Annotated in this window: 1 protein-coding gene; it reads left to right on the top strand. The window is 65.8% G+C overall.

Annotated elements, in window-relative coordinates; all coding sequences use genetic code 11:
• Nucleotides 1–298 (top strand): dihydropteroate synthase (locus D0817_RS27210; RefSeq protein ID WP_134737814.1); only part of this gene is annotated, 298 nt, incomplete at both ends.

Genomic DNA, 298 nt, shown 5'->3' on the forward strand with positions numbered 1-298 from the left:
GCAACGTCGGCGAGCGCACCAACGGGACCGGCGCGAAGGCGTTCGCGCGCATGAGTTTGAACGAGCAGTACGACGAGGCGCTGTCGGGGGCGCGCCAGCAGGTCGAGAACGGCGCCCAGGTCATCGACATCAACATGGACGAGGCGATGCTCGACTCCGCCGCCGCGATGACGCGCTTCCTGAACCTGATCGCGTCCGAGCCCGACATCTCGCGCGTGCCGATCATGATCGACTCGTCCAAGTGGTCGGTGATCGAGGCCGGCCTCAAATGCGTGCAGGGCAAGGCGATCGTCAACTC

The sequence above is a fragment of the Flavobacterium cupreum genome (genome assembly GCF_003996965.1).
Lineage (GTDB): Bacteria > Bacteroidota > Bacteroidia > Flavobacteriales > Flavobacteriaceae > Flavobacterium > Flavobacterium cupreum.